The following is a 208-nucleotide window of genomic DNA, read 5'->3' on the forward strand; positions in this document are numbered from 1 at the left end:
GTTCCTTGAGTGAACCCATTGCTAGAATGGCCAATAAAGAAGATAAGTGTACAGGCCGTTTTTGGGAAGGGCGGTTTAAATCTCAAGCCTTGTTAGATGATGCTGCAGTTCTCGCCTGTATGGCGTATGTTGATTTGAATCCAATTCGCGCACAAATGGCTGCAACACCTGAAACTTCAGATTACACAAGTATTCAACGACGCATAAA

Annotated in this window: 1 pseudogene; it reads left to right on the forward strand. The window is 43.3% G+C overall.

The window, feature by feature from the left end:
• A pseudogene (locus AB4140_RS17310) lies at nucleotides 1-208 on the forward strand (transposase); the annotation flags it as partial.

This window comes from Shewanella sp. 10N.286.51.B2, assembly GCF_041469265.1.
In the GTDB taxonomy this organism is placed as follows: Bacteria; Pseudomonadota; Gammaproteobacteria; order Enterobacterales; family Shewanellaceae; genus Shewanella.